Origin of the sequence: Escherichia sp. S10b (assembly GCF_028421345.1) — a bacterium.
GTDB lineage: Bacteria > Pseudomonadota > Gammaproteobacteria > Enterobacterales > Enterobacteriaceae > ECMA0423.
The window spans coordinates 56,214-76,016 of sequence record NZ_JAHZSO010000100.1 but is presented as its reverse complement, the minus strand read 5'-3'; the positions used below and the strand labels follow the sequence as shown (position 1 = coordinate 76,016).

Sequence of the window (19,803 nt, the reverse complement as noted above, 5' to 3'; positions counted from 1 at the left end):
ATGCCACAGATCGGCAACCATATTTACGCAACGCAGGTCGATGGCTGCGGATTGCGGATATTCTTCTTTGTCGATCCAGTTTTTGTTAATGGATAAATCCATCAATTTGTGGACATTTTCGTCGTCCCAGGTCTGGCAGAAAGTGGCCAGGTTCTGACGAGCGTTGCCATCAAGATATAATTCGTCATTGATAATCTGGAATGCGACATCGTCGCGCATTTCGTGCAGCGGAAAACGTTTTGATTCTGCGATAGTGGAAATAGACTTCGCACCAAAACGTGAATCGAGTAGTTCCGACCTTAAATCCGTTACTTGCTTCTTATCCATTTTAAACTCCTTAAAATGATTGGATCGCATTAAAAAAGTAGGATTTATCGATAAAGTAAGCAAGTGCAAAGGACTCGTGTTTAAATAACAAAATCCTAATGTTATTTATCGTGAGATATTACGCGAATAATATTTTTTCATTGAAAAACAATGCAATATGAAATTATTGGGTGGTGGTAAGGTGTTTTATGCTGTTATTTTTATGCGCATTCTGTGTCTCCTGAATTATCACGTAAAAATCAGACCTTAAAATATCACTATTAGTACTTGATTATTATTTTGAACGCATTTATAAAATTATTACATAAAAATAGCGAATATTGCTAAAATCCCCGCCAACGATGTGTTGACGGGGCTGTTATTATTTTGGCAATAATACTCCGGTATAAGTATTTACCGGATGAGAAAGATATTGTTTAACGGCAGTGTTAACATTCTCTACCGTCATTTGTTTCAACAATTGCTCCTGCTCAGTCCATGCTGCAGGATCGTCATATTGAATAAGACTATTTACAATAGTGTTCGCTAATTGTTGAACGCTACGCTGTTGGATATCGAGGCTGCGCTGAACGTTTTGCTGGTATTCATTCAGTTCTTGCTCACTGATCCCTTTAGCCAGACGCTTAACCATCACTTCATTCGCTAACGTTAACAGTTCATCATGTCGTTCTGGTTGACAAGTAAAAGCCAGCAAATGACTGATATCTTTGGCCTGAGGATCAACCGAGAGGCGAGAAGAAACGCTGTATGCTCCAGATGCCTGTTCACGAATATTAACACGTAGATCTTTTGCCAGTGCGACGTTAAAAGCATCGAGCGCCATACGCGTCGCCAGATTAACAGGTGTCCGGGAATCATAACGCTTCCACTGTGAAAACTGTGCCACAGGTTCATTTTGTTCTTTTACAGTAACCGATGCGTTGTCCGTCGCGCGAGTTAATGGTTTACCTGCGGCTAATGGCGAATCAGAGTGTTTGATTGATCCTAAGTAACGCGTAATTAACGCCACGAGTTTGTCTTCTGAGACATTACCGACAATGACAAACGTGATATCCGCTGGAGATGAAAACAACTGGCGATCGGCAGCCAGCGCATCTGCGGCAGTAAACTGTACAATCTGATTTTCTTGCAGTAATTTCGTGCGGTCATCAGCATAGCGCGTCTCATACATCTGCTGGGCGAATTTCTCCGCTGGACGCTGGTCGAGCGTTTTCAACGCCTGAATTTGAGCATTTTGTAGCGATGCCCAAATATTGTCGTTAATCGTGCTGTGGGTGATTCGCTGGTTAATCAACTGAAAACCAGGTTCAGGGTTATTAGTCCGCGCGCTAACGGAGAGCAACGTATTCATGCCACTGACTTTACTGCTCATGGTTACCGAATTTTCCGCACTCCAGCGTTTCAGGCTGGAAGAGGAGAGCTCACCAACGCCGCTTCCGCTTACTGCTTTATTTGCCAGCGCGATAAGTGATTTTTGCTGCGCAGGGAAACTTAAATCGCCTTTATTCGATACGGCAGTAATTTGTAGCTTTTGCTCTTCACCCGCGGATTTTGCCAGAATAACCCTGGCACCATTGGAAAGTGTTAATGATGTCAGATTCTCAGCCAGCGTTTCTTTGCTGCTAATTTCCGCCTGTGGGTCAGCGTCTACTGTTAACGATAAATTTCTGCCTGGGAAGATGTAAGCCGCCAGCTTTTTGTTGGCGTACTCTTTTTCCAGCGCCAGGATAGCCGCAGGAGACAATGCTTTTTTGGCGGCAAGCTCATTGTTTACCATTTGCTCCCAAAATGCGTCCTGGTTCTTTCTTAACTGCTGCCATTTTTCCGCCAGACTTTGCACGGTAATTTGCTGCCACAGACGTTTCGAAAGTTGATATGTCTCTTCCGGCGACAAGAACGGCGTATTATTTAATGAGCTGGATGCCAGGCGACTGGTCAGCATACGTAAATCACGTTCAGCTTGCTGATCAACCGCATTTTTCAGCCAGGTGAGGCGGGTAGATTTGACATCATCGAGTTCTTCAGCAGAAAAACCATGCTGATCAATGGTTGCCAACTCTGCCATTAATGCATTCGCAGCATCCTGCATATTATCGTCTCGTGCATTTACACGGAAAAACAGCGACTGATAATCGGGTGCAATTTTAACGCTGCGCGCAGTGCCGCCAGAAATAGTCTTCAACTCGCCCGACTGTATGCGTTCCTGCAGACGTTGATTGAACAGCTGAACTAACATGCTCCATTCAGCTTGTTCGATAAAGCTTTGCTCATCGTTCACTTGTACCATTGGCAGGCGATAATAGAGTGCGATGCCGTTCACCCGGTTTTCTTTATCATTAATGATATTAAAGCGCAGGTGGTTTTCGGCTTTTGTCGGCCAGACGCGATTTTCAGCTGCTTTGTTAGCCGGAAGCTTACTTAAATTATCCTTTATCAGCGCCAGCGCTTCTTTACTGTCGATATCGCCGACCACGATAAAGGTCATATTATTTGGTTGATACCAGCGTTGATAAAATTGGCGCAATTGTGCCGGTGTGACCGTGGCGACAGTATCCATCAGGCCGATAGGTTCACGGTCTAAATTACGGGTATTAGCCAGCAGGAAAGGGCGGCGCGCCTGAGAGGTGCGCCATTTCGCATCCTGATGGGCACGCCATTCCTCAGTAATTACGCCACGTTCAGCGTCTACTTCGAGTTTTTCAAAGGTTGCGGCATTACTCCATTCACTGAAGATTGCCATCACTTGTTGCAGATTTTGTTTCTGCGTAGTCGGCAAACTCACCTGATACACCGTTTCGTCATAGCTGGTATAGGCATTAACATCGCGACCAAAACGCAGGCCCATTGACTCAAATGTTTCGATGACTTTATTACCCGGCCATGTTTTTGTGCCGTTAAACATCATATGTTCTACAAAATGAGCCACGCCGCGCTCATTGTCTTCTTCCTGCAATGAACCGGTATGAATTTGCAGCCATAAATTTACCTGATCCTTTGGATGAGCATGCGGATAAATCATATATCGCAAGCCATTGCCCAGTTGCCCGGTAATTAACTTTTCATCCTGCGGTAAGGCGGCGGCAATCAGCCGCCCGGGGAGCAACAGAGTTGCCACTAACGTCAGTAAGAAACAGAGGTTTCTCATAATTATCTCCATGCGAAAACCGGGCGAATTTACCCGGTTAAGTAAAATCCGAACTATTAAAATTTCATGCTGACATCAAGCCAGAAAGTACGGCCACTGGCGTAGGTCGCCACACCGGTGTTCGTTGTATCAACAGCGGTTTTGCTATCCAGTACATTGAGAATATCGGCACTGATCGTCAGGTTTTGTTGTTTCAGAAATTGTGGCGTCCAGGACAAGCGGGTGTCCCAGGTCAGGCTGCTATCCAGTTTTTCGTCAACATACTGCTTGTAATCTGAATATTCGCTGATGTATTGCGCATTTGTCTTACCAAGGATAATGCGAGCTTTACGCGCTTCTTGCCAGGCCAGCGTATTCGCCCACACTAACCCGCTCGGTTGATGCGTGAAATCCATGTTTAAGGAGATCTTTAATGGGTTATTAAAATCTGCCACTGGAACGCTATCGTAAGAGACCAGATTACCGTTATAAACCACCTGGTTATCACCGGTATTGCTCTCCTCATAACCATTGTTTAACGACAAGTTGCCCTTGCTCTTGATATAGCTAAAGACAATTTGTGGGTTAATATCTACCTGGCGGATATGCAGGGGTTCGGCCAGTTCAAAACTGAGGCTGAACGAATGCGTTTTGGTTTTGCCATCGTTGTTATATTCAGTAATGGTGGTTTTAGTCGCGCTGTCGGTACGACTGCTTTTGCTGATTTGATCATGCGCTTCACGGTAAACATAGTTTGCGCGTGCAATAACGTTCTTACCGATTTTTTGCTGCAATCCCATTGCCAGTTCATCGTTATAAGGCGTTTTCAAATTCTGATAACGCGTCAGGGTTTTATTACCTGATACCGATTCCGTCCAGCTATTGCGGATATCACGTAATCCCATATCAAGAATATTCCCGCCATAGTAACGGTTATAACCGGCGGTAATCATTGAGGTTTGATTAGCAAAAATATCCCATTCCGTCATAAAGCGCGGGGAGATATTGTGGTTTGACAGATAGTTGTCATAGTCGTAACGCACACCGGGCATTAACGACACATTCCGCCAGCTAATGTGATCCGCCATATACAGCGTGTAGTTGTCAATTCCCAGGCTGCCTTTACCTTTATGGTAAATGGTATGGTTAGTTTTCTTTCCTGCAGCATTAATCACATAGGATTCAGACTGGTTATGGCGTTCAGTCCACGCATCGGAATAGATGTATTCCGCGCCGAAGTAGGGTTGATGCGAAACATTACCCACGGCGAATTTTTGCCAGTCCAGGCGTGTTTTGAAGGTGTAATTATCTACAGCCTGGGAAATGTGTCCTAATCCGCCACGGGTGCAACGCCCTGTAATATCACCATATGTACATGAAAGTTCGGTGTACCAGATGTCATGATCGTGACGGGTATAATCACTAATATGATCCCAACCAACGGTGGTACGCAGTTTGGCCCATGCGAGCTGCGTATCCATATCCCATGCCAGACCGTAGGATTTATTACCCATTTCGCGATCAGACTGCGGGAAGGTGCTGGTATTATAATCACGGCTGGAGCCGGTATATTTTAAGGTTAAATCGTGGGTAAAGCGGTCGCTGGCAAACCAGGTAAATTTGCTCAATGCAGTATCGATAACGTTTTTATACTGTGCCCGACCGGCGACAATGCCGTCATTCGAAACATAATCCGCGCGGGTGATATCAGACTGGCGGCGCGATAAACCGGCGGTAACGCCGAAGTTATCAGCGAGTTCCTGATTAAACGACAAGGTATAAAAGTTCTTTTTAAAATCTGGGGAGTAATAAGTACTTCCTGAAGAGCCTTGTTTAAATGCGCTCTTGTTATTCTCATCGATATGCGATGTTAACCAGTCCGAACGCGTAGTGCGATAACCCAATTTAACCTTGCTATCATCAGCGTTGAAGCGTTTGATCTTTGCATCAATTACCCCGCCATTGAAGCGACCAAATTCAACCGGCACAAAACTGTCATAAAGCGTCACATTGTCCAGTAAGCTGACATCAAGATAATACCCCTGTGACATCCCGCTAATATTGGTTGCACTACTGGCATCGGACTCATTCGCTGGGTTCAGGTTATTAGTTGCACTAATACCGTCAATCAAATAGGCATTCTGGTAGGGCGACGCACCGTGAATAGAGATTTTCTCAGGGCGAATATCTCCCTGGTTCAACGAGGTACTTTGCGTTGAATCCATGCGTACCGCAGGGTTGGTTCTCAGCAGATCGCTGATATTGCCATTCCCGGTCGGTAAACGCTCGATGCTTTCACTGGTGTAATGCGTGTTGCCGTTTACGGGTACAGGGACAGGAGCATAGACCGTCATCTCTTCAAAAAAATGCATGTACATGTTTTTGTCATCGACGGCCTGCGCCACATCAGCGCCACATAAAATGACGCCAGGAATAAGAACTCGCTTCATTTATTTATATCTCCGTACAGCAGGGCTTTTATTGTTGTTATAAAACCGTGCTAATGTCACAAATATCATCAGCCAGGTTCCAGACACCGGGTTGATGTGTAACCATAATGACGCCGCTTGTGGGTAGTTTTTCACGCACTAAACGCAGTAAGCGTATAGCCTCTTGTTCCTCAAGATGAGAGGTAGTTTCGTCAAGAAATATCCATTTCGGACGTCGTAAAATTAATCGTGCCAGGGCGATACGTTGTTTTTCGCCGCTGGAAAGAATATCTCCCCAGCGATCGTGCTCATGAATACGCGCAGCCAATTTCCCCAGACCAACCTGATGCAGTACTTCGCTCAACGATTTATCGTCTACGGGCAGGGGAAGTGCTTTACAAATAATCTCTTTCAGTAAGCCGCTTTTGATTAACGGTGTTTGTGACACATACCAACTGTCAGCAGGAGAAGAAATATCACCTTTAAACCACGGCCAGCAGTGGGATAATGTTTTAAGCAGTGTGGTTTTTCCCGCACCAGAGTAGCCTTTCAGTAATAGCCATTTGCCTGGCGAAACATGAAAGTTCAAGTTCTCTAATATGATCTTATTATCAGGCGTACGAATACTCGCATTAGCCACTTGTACCGCATGTTGGCAATTTTTAGGCTTATTCGTAGGGCGCTGTTCAGTGAGTTGATGGAACTCATACAAGCGATCGATAACCGCAGCCAGCTCAGCAAGTTCGTCATATTTATAAATAAACCAGCTTAAATTGTTCGATACCAGCATAAATGCCTGGCGCGATTTCATTAGTCCGCCCAGATTGATCTGCCCGCTAATAAACTGCGGCAATAACAGAAAGTAGGGAAGAACGCTAAGCGAGCGCGAATAAATATTTTGCCAGTAATCAAGCCACCGCTGACGATTCATTAAACGATGCCAGTTCTCTTTAATGGTATGAAAATTGTCGCTCAACTCCTGGCGTTGTAGAGACTCAGCATTGCTTAGCGCAATCAGTTCTGCCTGCTTATTATGCTGCACAAGATTAGTTCGAAATGTCGCTTCGCTACGTTGTTTTTCCACATTAAGCGGACGAATACGCTTACCAACCTTATGGGTAAATAAAGTTCCACCGATCACAATGAGCACAACGGTATAGACCATATACCCCTGGATATTCCATTCTGTTCCACCAACAGTGAATGAGAGCGTACCCGCGCTTTGCCAAAGAATAACGGTAAAGGTGATCAGCATGCTAAGTGACTGGATGAAGCCAAATGAAAGACTGAGCGTTTTGCTGATTAGTAAGAGAATGTCTTCAGCGATACGTTGGTCAGGGTTATCTGTATTTTTATGCTCGCCGTAGATCTGCGTGAAGTAGTAGTTTTTATCTGCAAACCAGCGATTAAGGTAGTAATCTGTTAACCATTCGCGCCAGCGAATAGTCAGCAGTTTAATTAACCATGTTTTGTTCACGGATATTAATACAAAGATCCCCAGCAGGGCAGGGAACCAAAGGACAAGCTGCCAAAGCTTATCGGTTTCTTTCTGGCTTAGCGCATTGAAAAAATCATTATTCCAGTCGTTTAACCAGACCTGAATTTTAACCACGCCAAGGATCATGGCGAGGATAATAATGATTAACAGCACTGAAGTTTTATTATTCTTACGCAGCCAAAAGGGCTTCAACAGACAGAGATACTTTGCTATCAACATACAAAACGTAATGGGAATGGTTATCATTAGCGAAAATTGATTGTGCCATCCAATGATTATCTATGGCAATGATTTACTGATGAAATTTATTTAAGTATCATTTAACAATATGAAATATAAAGGAATATTTCATTTTCAGTGGTTATGGTTATGCTATTGATAATCAAGGATATTGCTAATGCCCTGATGCATACCACGTAAGCCAGGATTTTCGCAAGGGAAGATGATGATGACGAAACACCCGACAGGAATTTATGTCGGGTGCCTTGTTAAGGTCATAAGAAGGAGGCTAAGAATGGAGTTAAAAGAGAGCGTTATTAATTATTCTCCATTTGTTTTGCAACATCCATAATGTGGTAAAGCGGTACTCTGTTCTTAGCTAACTCCACCATGGCGTTCATATAAGGTACCATGGTTGAAAAAAGGATTTTATAACCTTCGCAAAAATAAGAAACAGTCTCATTGTTTACTTTAGTAATACGATGCTTAGGACAACCGCCATTGCAGATAGGTTTATATGCACATTTCAGACATTTCGCTGAAATCCGTTTTTTTTGCGCTGTCAGTTGTACACTGTTCATCGTTTTGAGTTCAGATTTATTAATGTTTCCAATTTTGTACTGTGGATAGACAAAATGGTCGCATTCATAAATATCTCCATTACTTTCAACAACCAGATTATCCTTGCAGGACTCCTGGAAAATACAACTGGTATGCCCATTCCCTAAAAAACGGCTGACAAAGCTTTCAAACTGACGGATGAAAATTTCACCCACATCGTTTTTAACCCATTGCATAAAAATGGTTGACATAAACTTGCCATAAGCCGTGGGAGGCACAGAAAAATCAATGATACGGAATGTGTTCTCACTATGACCACTGAAATCAATATTCGGCGTCCCGGTTTCGAGCAATTCGATAAATTGCATATGTTTACTTCCGATAGATTTTAAAAAATGATAAACCTCAAGAGGGTAATGGACATTAACGTTATTAATGACGGTTAACGTATTAAACTCAACTTGATATGATTTCAGACGCTCGATGGCTGCTATCACTTTTGCAAAAGTACCGTTACCTGAATTACTGCGTCTGTAACGGTCATGTAGCTCCTGGGGGCCATCGATCGAGATACCAACCAGAAACTCATGTTCTTTGAGAAAAGCACACCATTCATTATTCAATAAAATGCCATTCGTTTGTAATGCATTAAAAATACGTTTTTGGCCTGCATAGCGTTGTTGATAGTGAATAACTTTACGGAAAAAATCCAGGCCAGCCAGAGTGGGTTCACCGCCTTGCCAGGTAAAATAGACCTGATTGCCAGACGCTGCGATATATTGTTTGATGAACTCTTTCAGAGTGCTGTCATCCATCCATTTTTCATGAGTAAACTGCGACTCTTTTTCAAGGTAAAAACAGTAATCACATTTGAGATTACATTGAAAACTGGAGGGCTTGGCTGTAACGTGCATCGCTATCTCGCTCAATAAGGCGGCGGAAAATTCCGCCGCATGAAGGTTTAGTTATTTCGCTTCGCTTAGTGCTTTCTTGATATTGTTAAACTTCTCCTGATTTACTTCGCTAAGCGGTGGCTGGCTGCTGTCGATAAACTCTCTTACCACGCCTTGCATCTCTTTAACGACCTGCGGATTGGCGGCGGCAAGGTTATCTTTTTGCTGTAGATCCGTCAGTTTGTAGAGACCTAACTGATTGTTTTCTACTGTATAGACAAGCGAATAATCGTTATTTCTCACCGTATAAGAGAATTGGCTTAAGTCCTCAGTGTTGGGGTTATGCGGGTAATCGTCTGACTGATGGCGAACAAATTTGTGGTAATTATCCCAGAATGGAATATTTTCCTCGTCAAACCAGTGAGAATAAGAGGTTATCCAGGTCAGATTTTTATGTGGCTCGCCTTGTTTCTTATCTTGCAACCAGGGCAGCAAGGAAACGCCATCCAGCTTAAGGTCTTTTGGAATGCTGATATCGGCTGCATCAAGAGCTGTCGGGTAGAAATCCATTGCGGAAATCAGCTTGTCATAATTACCGGGTTGAAGTTTTCCTTTCCACCACATAAACATTGGGGTGTGAGTACCGCCAGGATAGGTCTGACTCTTATAGCCTTTTTGCGCCCCGTTCAGCGGCAGAGGACCATCGATAACCGCACCATTATCGGAGGTAAAGAGAATAATTGTATTGTCATACTGTCCGTTTTTCTTCAGTTGTTCGAGAATGCGTTTTACACCCTGATCAACAGAATAAACGGAAGCGTAGTAGTTATCTGCTGTTTGACTACCGGTATTAAATTGCTTCTGATATTGATCCGGTGCAGGATTATCATTTGGCAGGTGCGGAGCATTATAAGCCAGGTAAAGCATAAAAGGCTGGTCAAGTGTTTTGGCACGATCAACAACGCCAATTGCCTCATCGGTTAACTGATCGCTGATATAACCTTTTGCGGGGACACGTTCACGATTTTTGAACAGTGAAGGGGAGTTGTAATATGCCGTTCCTGCAGCGTGGAATCCCATAAAGTAATCAAAGCCACGGTTTTGAGGTTGCCATTCTTCCGCAGAAAATGTGGTGAAGTTGTCATGATAGTCACGCGTTTGTTTATCTTCCGGTACCGGCACATTACTGATTTTTGACAAGTGCCATTTACCTACTGCTGCAGTGTAATAACCATGATTCTGGAATAATTCAGGCAAGAAAGTTTCTGTTAGCGGAATACCATCCTGAGCATCGGTATTGGAATAGACACCAAAGCGGGCGGGAGCTCGACCGGTCATTATTGCGGCACGGGAGGGGCCGGAAACACCGTGTGCCACATAGCCGTTAGTAAACCGTACGCCTTCATCCATTAATGAAAGGAGCGTCGGCGTTGATTTTTGTGCAGCTTCAATGGCTTTATCTATCCCTATTTTGTAGGTATCGACAACTTCACGATTTTCCATTGTTTTTGGGTCAAAAGATCCCTTATCAAAAGGAAGTTGTCCATAACCAAGATCATCCATGGTTAGTACGATAATATTTGGCTTTCCTTTGGTACTGTATTCAGTCGGCGTAAAGTCTGAGAAAGCAACGTTTGTTTTGGTTGCTTTCAGCTTTACATCATCTGCCGCATGAGCAGCAAATGCAGCCATACCAGATGCCAGTATCAAAGATATCGAGGTACTTACGACACTTTTCTTTAATGCAGACTTCATAAATGTTCCTCTTCTTATTGTACTTAATTCCGAAGTAATTTTACGAAGAGAAATAAGTGGATGTAAGTGAAGTTAGTCACATAAAGAGATAGCAGATTTAGCTAAAAAAAGGGAAATAACAGTCCATAAAGCGTTGACATTACTTTCTGTTCTATTAAGTAATTTCTCGCCGATAAACAACTAATTTATTGATATTTAATAAATTATTGCATTTTACTGACAAAATGCCGAATTGAGATCATAAATAATCATGCAACAGGTTATGCAAGTGCATAAATATGTGATGGATGTCACTTATTTATTTCAATAAATATATCGCCTAAAAACAACGCGGGGCAGGGAATGGCTGCCCCATATAATTCTTACGTAGCGTGCGTGGTTGACTACTCGTTAGCAAATAATCAAATAGCTAAAGCACTCATCGTGTTGCCCGTATTCATACCCGTGTGACTTTGACAACGGTACTCCTTAGAAACTCTCTTCGGACTGTTGCCGAAATGTTTGCGGAACGCATAAATAAAATAAGATGTACTGGCATAACCACATTGTTCGGCAATTTTATTGACTGAACCTTCTACGCGTATCAAATTTTTTGCGTGCTGCATTCTGGCATCTAATAGAATCTGTGAGAATGTCGTTTGCTCTTGCTTTAGTTTTTTCTTCAACAGGCTTTCACTGATGTACAGGCAGTCACAAATATCTTTCAGCTTCCATGGGTGCGCCAGCTTCATGTTGACAATATTTCTCACTTTTCCGGAAACGGATAGCACACCGTTAGTTAATAGTGTAATGAAACCTTTGCATGCGGCAAAAATAGACAGGCAAGAAAAAAGCAAAAGTTCTGAAAAATTATGATGATTGCGTTCTTCCGAGTTGAGATAAGCAATCATTTCATTAAGCAATCCAGTCGGTACATTTGAAGCACGTAAAAACTTCGCAGGAACAGGCACCGTCACTGTCTGGATGTTAGTGCATTGTAGATATTTTTTAATGGTATTTTCAGTAAATCCGATCTCTTTAAAATGCCGCTCATAAGGTTCAAAATGCGTACGAACAGCGTTATCTACCATCAGGATCTCGCCGTCAGAGAAGGCGTAATCTTTATCTAAAATGTTAGCGTTGAAGGCATGATGAATAAATATAACAGAACAAACGAGCGACATTTTATCTCCTTAAAACAATAAAGTTTTTATCGATACTTTTTTAACATTTCATATTTATAATTTGCTGTTTATTTTCAGTCTTGCAAACTATTGATAATGAAATGTGTAAGATCTCTTGCAATGCGACCCATTTCTGAAATACCCAGCTGATCAATTGCCGAAAAAATGGCTATCAACGTAAGGGTCAGTAATAAGACAACCACAATTACAGACATGATTTCTTTATAGTTGTCTCTTTGCGTGATTTTGTTTTTCACTGTGGTCGCATACATTTCAAATATGTTTATTTAGCGGATAACGTTAAAAATCGTTAATCAGTATGCTTAATATAACAGGCTGGAGAAAAGAGGAAATAGGACTGGCACTTCAGTACTGAGCGGAGTTTCTTACAGCTGTAGGCAGAGGTTTATATCTTATAGTGTGTGGTTTAATTTAATCAATGTGAGCAAATTGCGCGATAATAGTCAATGAGAAATTCTTCTGCTGTGCGGATGACAGCAGAAGAAATGAGGAGGCGAATTAATTTGATGGTTCTAATTCAACCGGAATACTTTTATAACCAGGAATGCCACTTAATGGATCGTGGTTATCAAGAGTTAGCATGTGATTCGATTCTGGAAAATAGGTCACCAGTGAGCGGTCAGCCATAGGGTAAATGACCACTTTTAATCTATCCATGCGGCGTGAGCTGCGCTTACCGTCTGGCGTAAGCGCAATAAGATTAACTCTTTCGCCGTTTTTTACACGGCAAATTTTAGCTTGTTTAGCACTCATAAAGACCACATCTCGTTGACCGAATACCCCTCGATAGCGATCATCCATACCATAAATCGTCGTGTTGTACTGATCGTGGCTGCGTACTGTCGCCATGACCAGCTTACTGTTAAACGCTGAAGAGGGATCTTCTAACAGCCCTTTGCTGGTAATGAAATTAGCCTTACCTGACGGCGTCATCCAGCGCCTTTCAGCAGCTGCATTTATCAGGTGAAAACCACCGGGATGACGGATGCGCTGGTTATAGTCGGCGAACTCTGGCAGCACAGCTTCAATGTCATTGCGAATGCGATCATAATCTTCCACCAGATACTCCCAGGCTACCACGCTCTGGGGTAGTGTTGCCTGGGCGATTCCCGCGACCACAGCACACTCTGATTTCAGCATTACACCGGCGGGTTTTAACACGCCACGCGAGGCATGAATCATCGACATTGAATCCTCAACGGTTACCGCCTGCGCACCGCTTTTTTGCATATCAATCTCGCTACGCCCCAGAACCGGCAGAATATAGCTATGCCGTGCGGTCAGCAGATGAGAGCGGTTAAGCTTAGTGGCTACGTGTACCGCCAAATCTAATTGCGTTAACGGTACAGCGCTCGCTTCCCGATCTGGCATTGCCAGTGCAAAGTTGCCCCCCATGCAGATCAATGCTCGAGCCTGCCCCGTACATATTGCTTGCATGCTGGCAATTGCAGCATGTCCAGGTGCATGAGGTGGGGTGAAGCCATAGCGCTCACCCAGGCGAGCCAGAAACTCTGCAGACGGTTTCTCGGTGATACCGACGGTTCGGTCGCCCTGTACATTAGAGTGACCACGTAGTGGGCAGATACCCGCACCAGGCTTGCCAATGTTACCTTTCATCAACAGCAAATTGACCAGTTGCTGTACGTTCTGGGTACCATGTTCGTGCTGAGTGATCCCCATTCCGTAACAGATAATGGTGCGTTCGGCAGCGGCATATGCGTCAGCCAGTTCGGCGATTTGTGTCTGACTTAGTCCAGAAATACGTTCGATATCTTTCCACTCGGAATTGAGAACGTCACGGCGTAGCTCGTCAAAGCCGACGGTATGCGTTTGAATAAATTCGTCATCAAGCAATGAGGGCCGACCTGCGGCACTTGCAGCATCATCGCGCTCAATTAACAGGCGCATCATCCCCTTGAGCAACGCCATATCGCCACCAATGCGCACGTTGTAGTAGGCACTGGCCAACTGAGTCTCAGAGTTCGTCAGCATTTCAAACGGGTTTTGCGGTGCGGTAAATCGCTCCAGGCCACGTTCCTGTAGAGGATTGATGGCGATCATTTTCGCTCCCCGTTTCACTAAAGCGCGCAACGAAGTCAGCATGCGAGGGTGGTTTGTACCAGGGTTATGCCCAATGCAAATGACTAAATCGCACTTCTCAAAGTCTTCCAGCAACACAGTCCCTTTACCCACGCCGATACTCGCTGCCAAACCCACACTGGTCGGTTCATGGCACATGTTGGAGCAGTCGGGAAAGTTATTGCTCCCGTATTCACGGGCAAAAAGCTGATAAAGAAAGGCAGCTTCATTGGAAGTGCGGCCCGAAGTATAGAATTCAACCTGATTGGGATCACTATAGCTTTGAAGGCGTGCGCCAATTTCGTCGAAAGCTTGTTGCCAGCTTAATGGCTTGTAACAGTCGCTGACGGCATCATATTTCAAAGGCTGAGTGAGACGTCCCGCAGCCTCAAGCTCGTGATCTCCCCAGGTAAGTAATGATTGAACCGTATTCTCAGCAAAGAAAGAGGCATTTACCTGCTTATCCGTGACTTCCCAGGCGATTGCTTTTGCGCCGTTTTCACAAATGTCGAATGACGCACTGTGCTTAGGATCTGGCCATGCACAACCCGGACAGTCAAAGCCCTCTGGCTTATTCATGTCAAACATGGCAATAACATCCTGGCGTATATCCATCTGCTTACGTACTGCATTCGCTACGGATTTAACAGCACCCCAACCACCTGCAGCACCCTGGTAGGATTCAATTTTTTTCTTCATCTACTTATCCTGTGTGGAAATGAATTATTAGGATTTGTAATAGCGATGATGCACAGTACATACAAAGGGATTATCGCCAACATGGATATATAAGAGTAGGGGACTACTCTCTTTCTATTTTTAATCTATTATCGTTAAACAATAGATTAAATACGATAAGTTAAGCATCATCTCTCATAGTGTTTAAATTAACATATTTTTCAATATAAAAAATAAGACTCTGGCTTCAATTGTGCGCGGATTTTCTTACAGGTGTAGGATAATAGCCTTCACAAAATAATTATCCGCGCAATTTTCGTGAATGGAGCGCATAGACTAAGATCAAAATCACAATTATTCATAGATAAAAGTGACACCAATGACTGACTGGACGGTTCCGGCTGCAACCTTGTTTCCTGTTTGTCCATAGGTTGCGCTTAAACCCAGAGGTACTTTGCTTTTATTTACTGTCCCCAGGGAGACATTTTCTCCCGTAGCCAGTATTTTTCCATTACGCATCAGAGAGACACCCACTCCCGATGCTTTTGTTGCATCAGGTGCTGTGTTAGCAAACACTTGTCGGCTACTGTCAGTGGTGGCACCCGAAAGATAAAATGAGAGCTTTTGTTCGCTTGAGCAATATACGCCAAGGGGTATTTCTGCGCTTCCAGGAAAGTCCGGGAGATCCACAGTGACATTACGACTATCAACGGTGCAGCCGCCTGTTGGCATAACAACATTGTTATTTGAAATAATATTCCACGTAAAATTACGCGGATTTCCGCTTCCTAATGTTGCAATTTTATACATATGAATACGAGCAATGACTTCCCCCGCTTTTATGACAACTCCACCGGCCGCCCCAACTGGGGTAATATAGAGTTTTAACGGTAATGGCATCGGTGTCTTATCACCAATATCCAATACGTTGGTATTTGTCGTCAACGGGAAGGGGTAGGTCACATTATTCCAGTACAGCGATCCTTTATATGACTGTAGGGAGCCTGCGAAAGCTGAGCCTTGTACCAGGTTTATATGATCAGTGTCGTACCAGCCGCCGTAATCATTCCAGCAACTTATATGCTGAGACAAGTCTACAACCAGATTCTGGCCCGGCTGTATTACAGGGTCGAGATTAACATAAACAGAGGTTGTACCTGCTCCAATACTTGACCCGCCATCGACATTACAACTGAAGGCAAAAACTTTGCCTGCCATTAATAGAAGATAAATACCGAACAGGACCTTTATACTGATTGTTTTACCCATGATATATCCTAAGGTTAAAAATTGATTTAAAAAGAAGGCTAAGAAAATCGAATCGACGTTATTGCCAGGTGTAGATCACATTGATTAGCGCCTCGATCGTTCCCTGGCTTGCGTTTCCATTCACCGTGATAGCTCTTGCCTTAAGTGGAAACTGTGCATTACGAGTGATCTCATCAACAATAACCGTTTTGCTATCGCCATTTTTTAACGCAGCATCCTGGTCATCCCTCAGCTCTATCTGAATATTTTCGGCAGTACCTTCATTTTTGTAATAACCCGTATTGTCAGTTGAACCTGTCACGATTGCCGTCACTGCACTTGTTTCAACCGGACAATCGGTTAATGACAAAGTAATATTGTGCCAGCCAGATGCAGAACCAGGTTGTTGCAGATTGCGCGTATAAAGATCCCCGAGATTAACGTTAGCTTCTTTGGTTTGAATAGTGCAGGGTTTAGCGACTACCCGACCATTAACAGTGATAGTGACATCGGCGGCCTGGAGAGTTGCTGTGAATAACGCGCAAAACGTAGCTAACAGGAACCTCTTGTGAAGTCTTTTCATATCTGACTCTGATTATTGAAATTCAAGGGTAAAGGTTGCCGAAGCCCTCACCAGTCCCGGATTGACGGACTTCTGAGTTGACTTCAGACGAGCGGAGTAAGGCAAAATATTGTTCTGTTCTGGTACCAGTGGGATCCACTGCATCCCGGCATGAAGGTCATTCAGTTTCACCGGACGCATATTTGCGTCCAATATTTCTATACCCAAACCGGAGGCCGTATTGCTTCCTTCATCCAGTTTCAACAAAGTATTATTTTCTGCATCCTCAATACCGTTAAATGCAACCCGAACCCCCGTTGTCCCTTTGCTGCATTCACTTAACGTAATCTGAAAAGGGACGACTGGACTTGTGCTACCGGTCGTTGGAAATTGTCTGGCACTGTTTTTTTGGAGATCTACGGTAAAATTAAGCGAATCCGATGAGACTGTGCAGCCATAATCGAGGACGCGCCCGCTAATTTTAATAACGCTATCTGCGGATAAAGCAGAATAGGTGGTTAACCCCAGACATAAACCGAGGAAAATAATGTTATTGTATTTCATAATCTATTGTTCCTTAGCGACAGATTGCTGTCTGCTGGTTCAGTAAGGTACCAGGAGAAACTTCAGGAAGCTTGTACTCGACAATACAGTTTGAGTTTTTATCTTTGCCCCATGAAACCTGTAATTTCCCTGACTGTGGAAGTCCAGTCAGATAAACCTGACCGTTTTCTGCGACAATGCTGCCATTTTTATTCTCTCCGTGTGTGACAATTGCACCGAATGGAACGCTCTTATTACCGTACTTCAACGTCATTAATACTTTCCCGCCGATTTGTGCATTAAATGTTGCTCTGGCAATAGCACCGTGAGTTGGGATGACAGTGACCACGGTTTCATCCAGTTCAACATTATCTGCAAGGGAATTCGCGTTAAGAGCAACACGGTTTTCTCTATATTCTGTCGCAAATGGTAATATGGCATAGCCACGCCAGTCGGTATGAATTCCGGTCTGGTTCTCTATTTTGACATTATCAGCGCCAGGAGCCTTAACCAGAACCATTGTGTCGCCCAGCGGCTGTCCAAAGGTGATGCCATCAGCATGAGCAATAATCCCACCACTCATTCCGTAATAAATCTGGCTGCTGTCACCATTCCGACTGTAACCGACATTCGTATTACCGTAAGCTCCACGATAATTAAGAGAACTGTAACCACTGGTGCCAGACGATGTATTACCTCCGTGGGTGTTACCGACCTGAACGCTATAATTCAGGTTATTATCCGGCAGCAGAGTGCCATAAACCCCCGATAGATTGGTCATGCCGCCTTTCAAATCGTTTGACATACTGTAACTGGCGTTTGAATTACGAAATGCCGACTGACTGTCTGTACGCATCCAATGACTGAAGGGAACATTAAGCGTAAAAGCGAGTAAATGATCCCGATCGTTTTGCCATATATTATTGGAATAGCTGTAATTCAGCGAAGTCGTAATATCACCAAACGGCACATTTAATCCAAATGATATTTGCTGGTCGCTGCGTGACGTGTTCCAGTAACTTTGGCGACTGGCACTGAAAAATGTCGTACCGTAATTTCCAAGCTGCTGAGAGATGCTTATTTGTTCCTGACCACGCTTACTGTAGAACAGATTAAAATAATCAATAAATTGTGTCTGCTCATTGGTGTCTCCGGTAGGAGGCTTGACGGTGTAACCACTCATTCGACTGTAGGCACTGTCGGATAAGTTATAAAAACCTTGCGTAGAATAGCGATATCCTGCGACCTGGATATTGGTTCCTGTCTGGTAGAAGGATTTGCTGTAGACGGATTTAACCGATTGCCCGCTGTGACGGGTGCCATCTGCAAGTGTCGTATTGGCCTGCGTGATATCGAAAGAAAAGGCACCAAAAAGTCCTAAATCTTTACCAATACCAAGGTTGAAGGCCTGATAATCTTCTGCAATTTGCATTCCGCCATAAGGTGTCCAGTTTCCTTCCAGTCCATGCATCAAGCTACCTTGTATGAACTTGGGGGAGCTTTGCAGGTTATTTCCACTACGATATTCCCCCATGGCAAGCGCATAACGCGTATATCCAGCACGTTGGAGAACCGGAACAGACGAATAAGGAACATATAATGTCTGAATACTGCCGTCTGCCTCTTTTATGGTTACTTGCAGATCACCACCATTGGCGGCAGAGTTGATATCATCAATAGTAAAAGGGCCGGGTGGAACAGTAGTCTGATAAACATCGTATCCGTTCTGTTTTACACTCACTTGTGCGGTGCCACGGGCAATACCATGAATCACCGGAGCGAAACCATGTTGGCTATCGGGCAACATCGCTTCTGTTGAATTTATTTTGAGGCCACGAAAGTTTACACTATCAAAAATATCGCCATCGGTATAACTATCACCTACCGTTAACCGTGAGCGTAAGGGAATAATGTCACGTTCAGCCGACGTATTGATATGCTGCCATTTATTGCTGTTAGATGAATTGCTACTCCCACTGTTATAACTCCACGTTGAGTTATCGCGCAGTCGCCAACTACCAATGTTGATGCCACTCTGTAAATTCAAATATGCATAGTTGGATTTTCCTGCATTATGGTTACTACGATTATTAATGGAATTACCATTAAAACTATAATTTAGAAGCCCAGCATTTATTCCTTCTTCCCACAGTTCAGGAGAAACATAGCCGCGAGCCATTCTGCCAATATAAATTTGCGGAACGGAGAGTGACAAATGTTGCTGACCAACATCAAACTCAGTTGATGCGTCGGCCAAACGATCCTGAAGTGGTGTGCATGCGCTGTTGTCCGGCACATGTTTTTCTGCAGAATGTTCCTTATTGTCTAATAACGCAGATTTTTTTATGCCAAGACTGACAAGAAGGTCTGTACTCAGACATGGGATGAGATCTGCGTTATTATCATCTGCAATAAAAGTAATATCCCGACTAGTCATAAATTCGTCGTTCAAATAAATGTCGACCCGATATGTACCAGGTGGTGCCTCGCGTCCCTTAGTAAAGGCGGATAAATCGACAGATTCAGCAAGATCATTGCTTAAAAACCGTGGATTAAAATAATACTCTGCATCAACGGGAAAAACCGCAGTTGCTAAGCCAAGGGCAATGGTAAGCCGTGCAAAGCGTGGTAGTATTAACACCTGATGCATACGATATGCCTTAAATGCGGCACGAAAGGCTGTCATTATTAATTCCGATTGAG

14 protein-coding genes are annotated in these 19,803 nt (G+C 43.8%); 1 reads left to right on the top strand and 13 read right to left on the bottom strand.

All coding sequences use genetic code 11. From position 1 onward, the window contains the following. The 4 genes from FTE26_RS08170 to FTE26_RS08155 all read right to left on the bottom strand — a co-directional run. A partial coding sequence (locus tag FTE26_RS08170) for a pyridoxal-dependent decarboxylase (RefSeq protein WP_032201397.1) occupies positions 1-327 on the bottom strand: 327 nt, incomplete at its 3' end. 361 nt (positions 328-688) lie between these two features. Next, positions 689-3,472 (bottom strand): M16 family metallopeptidase, encoded by a 2,784-nt coding sequence (locus FTE26_RS08165; RefSeq protein WP_001245007.1) that lies wholly within the window; start codon positions 3,470-3,472, stop codon positions 689-691. A 56-nt stretch (positions 3,473-3,528) separates the two neighbouring features. Then, a complete protein-coding gene (locus FTE26_RS08160; protein WP_000832423.1) occupies positions 3,529-5,901 on the bottom strand; it encodes a TonB-dependent receptor plug domain-containing protein in 2,373 nt (790 codons plus the stop codon). 37 nt (positions 5,902-5,938) lie between these two features. Continuing rightward, positions 5,939-7,624 carry an ABC transporter ATP-binding protein/permease gene (locus FTE26_RS08155; RefSeq protein ID WP_001296749.1) on the bottom strand — a complete coding sequence of 562 codons (1,686 nt, stop codon included), beginning with the start codon at positions 7,622-7,624 and terminating at the stop codon, positions 5,939-5,941. Between the two features lie 202 nt (positions 7,625-7,826). Here FTE26_RS08155 and FTE26_RS08150 point away from each other — a divergent pair, with 202 nt between their 5' ends. Then, positions 7,827-7,949: a protein YneP gene (locus FTE26_RS08150; RefSeq protein WP_120795387.1), complete on the top strand. Its 123-nt coding sequence runs from the start codon at positions 7,827-7,829 to the stop codon at positions 7,947-7,949. Here FTE26_RS08150 and FTE26_RS08145 read toward each other — a convergent pair. The 9 genes from FTE26_RS08145 to FTE26_RS08105 form a co-directional block, all read right to left on the bottom strand. Next, on the bottom strand, positions 7,915-9,072 hold the full coding sequence (locus tag FTE26_RS08145; RefSeq protein ID WP_001295683.1) for an anaerobic sulfatase maturase: 1,158 nt from the start codon (positions 9,070-9,072) through the stop codon (positions 7,915-7,917). The two genes, FTE26_RS08150 and FTE26_RS08145, sit on opposite strands and share 35 nt — an antisense overlap. Before the next feature lie 51 nt (positions 9,073-9,123). Then, positions 9,124-10,806, bottom strand: a complete 1,683-nt coding sequence (locus tag FTE26_RS08140; RefSeq protein ID WP_001295684.1) for a sulfatase-like hydrolase/transferase — start codon at positions 10,804-10,806, stop codon at positions 9,124-9,126. Between the two features lie 401 nt (positions 10,807-11,207). Next, positions 11,208-11,969, bottom strand: coding sequence for an acid stress response transcriptional regulator YdeO (gene ydeO, locus FTE26_RS08135; RefSeq protein WP_000060493.1), 762 nt, complete (start codon positions 11,967-11,969; stop codon positions 11,208-11,210). 74 nt (positions 11,970-12,043) lie between these two features. Next, a complete protein-coding gene (safA, locus tag FTE26_RS08130; protein ID WP_000271372.1) occupies positions 12,044-12,241 on the bottom strand; it encodes a two-component system connector SafA in 198 nt (65 codons plus the stop codon). 247 nt (positions 12,242-12,488) lie between these two features. Beyond that, on the bottom strand, positions 12,489-14,768 hold the full coding sequence (ydeP, locus tag FTE26_RS08125) for an acid resistance putative oxidoreductase YdeP (RefSeq protein ID WP_000726696.1): 2,280 nt from the start codon (positions 14,766-14,768) through the stop codon (positions 12,489-12,491). A gap of 333 nt (positions 14,769-15,101) precedes the next feature. After that, positions 15,102-16,016: a fimbrial protein gene (locus FTE26_RS08120; protein ID WP_000520671.1), complete on the bottom strand. Its 915-nt coding sequence runs from the start codon at positions 16,014-16,016 to the stop codon at positions 15,102-15,104. A gap of 58 nt (positions 16,017-16,074) precedes the next feature. Then, positions 16,075-16,578, bottom strand: coding sequence for a fimbrial protein (locus tag FTE26_RS08115; protein WP_000825452.1), 504 nt, complete (start codon positions 16,576-16,578; stop codon positions 16,075-16,077). Between the two features lie 12 nt (positions 16,579-16,590). After that, positions 16,591-17,121: a fimbrial protein gene (locus FTE26_RS08110; RefSeq protein WP_000876776.1), complete on the bottom strand. Its 531-nt coding sequence runs from the start codon at positions 17,119-17,121 to the stop codon at positions 16,591-16,593. Between the two features lie 13 nt (positions 17,122-17,134). After that, positions 17,135-19,786 (bottom strand): fimbria/pilus outer membrane usher protein, encoded by a 2,652-nt coding sequence (locus FTE26_RS08105; protein WP_085674673.1) that lies wholly within the window; start codon positions 19,784-19,786, stop codon positions 17,135-17,137. Between the last annotated feature and the right edge of the window lie 17 nt (positions 19,787-19,803).

Bases quoted from the DNA above. Each gene is read 5' to 3' on its own strand.
- FTE26_RS08150 (WP_120795387.1), top strand. From the start codon at position 7,827: ATGACGAAACACCCGACAGGAATTTATGTCGGGTGCCTTGTTAAGGTC.
- FTE26_RS08105 (WP_085674673.1), bottom strand. From the start codon at position 19,786: ATGACAGCCTTTCGTGCCGCATTTAAGGCATATCGTATGCATCAGGTG.
- FTE26_RS08120 (WP_000520671.1), bottom strand. From the start codon at position 16,016: ATGGGTAAAACAATCAGTATAAAGGTCCTGTTCGGTATTTATCTTCTA.
- ydeO (WP_000060493.1), bottom strand. From the start codon at position 11,969: ATGTCGCTCGTTTGTTCTGTTATATTTATTCATCATGCCTTCAACGCT.
- FTE26_RS08110 (WP_000876776.1), bottom strand. From the start codon at position 17,121: ATGAAATACAATAACATTATTTTCCTCGGTTTATGTCTGGGGTTAACC.
- FTE26_RS08140 (WP_001295684.1), bottom strand. From the start codon at position 10,806: ATGAAGTCTGCATTAAAGAAAAGTGTCGTAAGTACCTCGATATCTTTG.
- FTE26_RS08155 (WP_001296749.1), bottom strand. From the start codon at position 7,624: ATGATAACCATTCCCATTACGTTTTGTATGTTGATAGCAAAGTATCTC.
- FTE26_RS08145 (WP_001295683.1), bottom strand. From the start codon at position 9,072: ATGCACGTTACAGCCAAGCCCTCCAGTTTTCAATGTAATCTCAAATGT.
- FTE26_RS08165 (WP_001245007.1), bottom strand. From the start codon at position 3,472: ATGAGAAACCTCTGTTTCTTACTGACGTTAGTGGCAACTCTGTTGCTC.
- FTE26_RS08115 (WP_000825452.1), bottom strand. From the start codon at position 16,578: ATGAAAAGACTTCACAAGAGGTTCCTGTTAGCTACGTTTTGCGCGTTA.
- FTE26_RS08160 (WP_000832423.1), bottom strand. From the start codon at position 5,901: ATGAAGCGAGTTCTTATTCCTGGCGTCATTTTATGTGGCGCTGATGTG.
- safA (WP_000271372.1), bottom strand. From the start codon at position 12,241: ATGTATGCGACCACAGTGAAAAACAAAATCACGCAAAGAGACAACTAT.
- ydeP (WP_000726696.1), bottom strand. From the start codon at position 14,768: ATGAAGAAAAAAATTGAATCCTACCAGGGTGCTGCAGGTGGTTGGGGT.